This is a genomic window from Microcystis sp. LSC13-02 (assembly GCA_002282935.1).
Lineage (GTDB): Bacteria > Cyanobacteriota > Cyanobacteriia > Cyanobacteriales > Microcystaceae > Microcystis.
Genome location: MTBT01000192.1, coordinates 12,318 through 16,210, shown reverse-complemented (window position 1 = coordinate 16,210; position 3,893 = coordinate 12,318). Strand labels below are relative to the sequence as shown.

The window sequence follows — 3,893 nt, the reverse complement described above, 5'->3', positions numbered from 1 at the left end:
GGGCAACAAAGCCTGAAACTCCTGACTCCTGACTCCTGACTCCTGACTCCTGACTCCTACCCCCACCGAAAAACTTTTTCAGCAGACCCTATTTAAACTGAGTATTGGACATTTTAGTACAAACCCCTCACCGCTCACTCTGCGATCGCTATCTGAGAAAATTGCTCATTTTGTCATCTAGATTGCATCCCGCTCGGAAACCTTTGGGTAATCTATGAGTAGGGATACTCAAACCTACTCTTCATCGGTGCGTTCCTGAGATGGATGATTTTTTTCTCATAAACTTTACAATATTTAATGATTGTTGTAATATTGGTTAAATAACCAAGGTTCTTAGTGCTTGCCATTTATGCCCAGAAACTTTATATATAGCCAAAAAAAGGACTATAGAGGCAATTAAATCTTCAATTAGATTTCTCTATATCCTTGAGTGATCACTCACTGCTCTCTTTACAAAACTAGAAAAAGCCCTGATAGCATCTCCTTAACTGCCCCTGGGGAAGCGATCTGAAAAACGCCATCAATCCCTGAATATCAACCCTCAACCGACGCGCACTCATGAAAACCTCGAAAAACCCCACCGATCCAGTTCGCGCCTATCTCAGAGAAATTGGCCGAGTTCCCCTTCTCACCCATGAAGAAGAAATTCTCTACGCAAAACAGGTGCAAAGATTAATTTTTCTGGAAAAAATCAAGGAATCCCTAATGGCTAAACTCGGCAGCGAACCCAGCGATCGCCAGTGGTCAGAAGCGGCGGAAATTAGTGAAGAACAACTCCGTCGAGAATTGGGGGCAGGGGATTTCGCCAAACGCAAGATGGTAGAAGCGAACCTGCGTTTAGTGGTTTCCATCGCTAAAAAATACCTAAAACGCAATCTCGATCTATTGGACTTAATCCAAGAGGGAACCATTGGGATGCAAAGAGGTGTGGAAAAATTCGATCCCACCAAAGGCTATCGCTTTTCCACCTATGCTTATTGGTGGATTCGCCAAGCCATCACCCGGGCGATCGCAGAAAAAAGTCGCACCATCCGTCTGCCCATCCACATCACCGAAAAACTAAATAAAATCAAAAAAGCCCAGCGTCAACTAGCTCAAGATAAAGGTCGCGCTGCCACCATTGCTGAATTAGCCGAGGAATTGGACCTAACTCCCAAACAGGTGCGAGACTACTTGGAACGGTCCCGTCAACCCCTTTCCCTTGACTTAAAGGTGGGGGACAATCAAGACACGGAATTAGGGGAACTCTTGGAAGATACGGGACTTTCCCCCGAAGATTACACTGCCTATTCTTCCCTCCAAGTGGATTTGGAAAAACTGATGGCAGACCTCACCCCTCAACAAAAAGAAGTGATTTGTCTGCGTTTTGGTTTAGATAATGGGCAGCCCCTCACCCTAGCAAAAATTGGCGTTCGACTCAATATCAGTCGTGAACGCGTGCGTCAGATCGAACGAGAAGCGATCGCTAAATTAAGAAAACGCAAGGGCAACATTAGAGAATATCTAGCTAGTTAGGGTCTGCTGAAAAAGTTTTTCGGTGGGGGTAGGAGTCAGGAGTCAGGAGTCAGGAGTTTCAGGCTTTGTTGCCCTTGTTTTTTGTCAATCCTATTTTCTTGCACTAACATCGGACTTTAACAGGTCAAAAGCTTTATTTTAAAAGGGTTTTACCATTATTCAGCAGACCCTAGTTAAGCTAGAGATAACCTAGAATTTGGGTCAAATTTATCGTCTGGTTGACAGCGATAAAAATGACCCATTTCTAGATTCATCGACGACTTTTTTCTACTATTTCTCTATCTCTTCAAGATATTTTTTCAAAAAGAGAGCTAATTTTTCTTTAGTGGCGACGGGAACGGAATCTAGACGGGTAAGAATAGCGTATTTAAGGGCAGAATGAGCGGCAGAAACAGGAGGATTAGCTACCAGACGGCGCACCGTTTCTTGGATGACTTTTTGGGCATTAATAGCGTTATGGTGTAGATTTTCGATCACCATTTCTACCGTGACATGATCGTGATCAGGATGCCAACAATCATAATCGGTAACTAGGGCTAAGGTAGCGTAGGCAATTTCCGCTTCTCGGGCTAATTTGGCCTCGGTTAAATTGGTCATACCGATCACGGTTGCCCCCCAACTTCTATAGAGATTTGATTCCGCTTTAGTAGAAAAAGCCGGCCCCTCCATACAGATGTATGTACCGCCGCGATGCAGGGTAACTTCCGGTAGGTTTAAACTAGCGACGGCATCCCCTAAAATGTTTGCTAATTGGGGACAAACGGGATCACCAAAGGCAACGTGGGCAACAATTCCTTCCCCAAAAAAAGTCGCTATTCTCTCTTTAGTTCTGTCAATAAATTGATCGGGAATGACTAAATCTAGGGGTTTAACTTCGGCTTTTAGGGAACCAACGGCCGAAGCGGAAATAATATATTCAACCCCTAATTGTTTGAGAGCGTGAATATTAGCTCGAAAGGGTAATTCGGTCGGTAAAAAATGGTGATTTCTGCCATGACGCGCTAAAAAGGCGACTTCCGTTCCCTCTAAAGTGCCGAGAATTAAAGCATCGGAAGGAGAACCAAAAGGAGTATCGAGGGATACTTCCCGCACATCCTTGAGGGCATCCATTTTATATAAACCACTGCCGCCAATGATGCCAATTTTTACCGTCGTCATAGTCTTGGAAAGAATTAGTTATCGTTGCCTTGATTTTACCATAATTGAGCGATCGAACTCTGATAATTTTTCCGTTAAGGCCTTACTTTTTCTTTTTCTTGCCCTTGAGGGAACCATTAATTAAACCATTAAAGCCATAAATTTCTTCAGTTCCCGCGATGGTAACTAATTCCACCTCTTTCGTGTCTCCCGGTTCAAATCGAACTGATGTACCCGCGGGAATATTCAGATGGGTTCCTTTGGTTAATTCGCGCTGAAACTCCAGGGCCTGATTAACTTCATAAAAATGATAGTGGGAACCCACTTGAATCGGTCGATCGCCTGTATTAGCCACAGAAATACGCAGGGTGTCGCGACCGACATTAATCTCGATCGCTCCAGATGGTGTGATAATTTCTCCCGGAATCATAGCTGCTAAAAATCTCCTGTTAGTGAATGGGATTGTGAACGGTAACTAATTTAGTACCATCGGGAAAAGTCGCTTCGATCTGCACTTCCGTAATCATTTCCGGGATGCCTTCCATTACCTCCTCGCGAGTTAATAAAGTAGTGCCGTAACTCATCAATTCAGCCACGCTACGACCTTCCCTGGCACCTTCGAGGATGGCGGCGCTAATATAGGCGATCGCTTCGGGATAATTTAACTTGATACCGCGATTTTTGCGTCTTTCGGCGAGCAGTGCCGCCGTGAAAATGAGTAATTTATCTTTTTCTTGGGGCGAAAGTTGCATAGATAGGCCTTTTTTTCACACAGATGCTAGGGTTATTGTACGGTGGGAGTATGTCAAACCACAACACATTCCTATGATTGGAGCATCTTCTAAATAAGTATTTGTTAAAGCTGGAGATTCTAGAGCAGAATCTATATTTTTTGAGGTTTCTGGTAAGTGGCTTTCTAAGCTTTCGATCAGCTTTTCTAAAACGAGAAGTTTTTCAAAACTCAGCCGCTCAATTTGGTTGATTAGTTTTTGCCGCAATTCGATCGATTTCAATGTCCTATCTCCTGTTTTTTTAAGATGAGAAAAGGCAAGAGTAAGGGGATTGGAGAAGATTCCGCTAATCTAAGGATAGGCGGTTAAAATTCGTCTTAGCTTATTCAGCTTAACCTGATTATATCATTAAAGTTAAGTAGGGCTTGCTGAATAATGGTAAAACCCTTTTAAAATAAAGCTTTTGACCTGTTAAAGTCCGATGTTCATGCTGCGAAAATAGGATTGGGA

Annotated in this window: 5 protein-coding genes; 1 reads left to right on the top strand and 4 read right to left on the bottom strand. The window is 43.4% G+C overall.

Annotated features, from left to right (window positions below):
* Nucleotides 1-558: 558 nt before the first annotated feature.
* The gene (locus tag BGL89_RS11485) at nt 559-1,515 is read left to right on the top strand and encodes an RNA polymerase sigma factor, RpoD/SigA family (protein ID WP_286825813.1); all 957 of its coding nucleotides are present in this window, start codon (nt 559-561) and stop codon (nt 1,513-1,515) included.
* A 270-nt stretch (nt 1,516-1,785) separates the two neighbouring features.
* Here the strand turns inward: BGL89_RS11485 and BGL89_RS11480 are convergent, their stop codons facing one another.
* The 4 genes from BGL89_RS11480 to BGL89_RS11465 form a co-directional block, all read right to left on the bottom strand.
* Nucleotides 1,786-2,673: an S-methyl-5'-thioadenosine phosphorylase gene (locus BGL89_RS11480; protein WP_286825812.1), complete on the bottom strand. Its 888-nt coding sequence runs from the start codon at nt 2,671-2,673 to the stop codon at nt 1,786-1,788.
* Between the two features lie 82 nt (nt 2,674-2,755).
* On the bottom strand, nt 2,756-3,082 hold the full coding sequence (locus BGL89_RS11475) for an urease subunit beta (protein WP_002738732.1): 327 nt from the start codon (nt 3,080-3,082) through the stop codon (nt 2,756-2,758).
* Between the two features lie 19 nt (nt 3,083-3,101).
* Nucleotides 3,102-3,404, bottom strand: coding sequence for an urease subunit gamma (gene ureA, locus BGL89_RS11470; RefSeq protein WP_002738360.1), 303 nt, complete (start codon nt 3,402-3,404; stop codon nt 3,102-3,104).
* Nucleotides 3,405-3,419: 15 nt separating this feature from the next.
* On the bottom strand, nt 3,420-3,665 hold the full coding sequence (locus tag BGL89_RS11465; protein ID WP_286825811.1) for a hypothetical protein: 246 nt from the start codon (nt 3,663-3,665) through the stop codon (nt 3,420-3,422).
* Between the last annotated feature and the right edge of the window lie 228 nt (nt 3,666-3,893).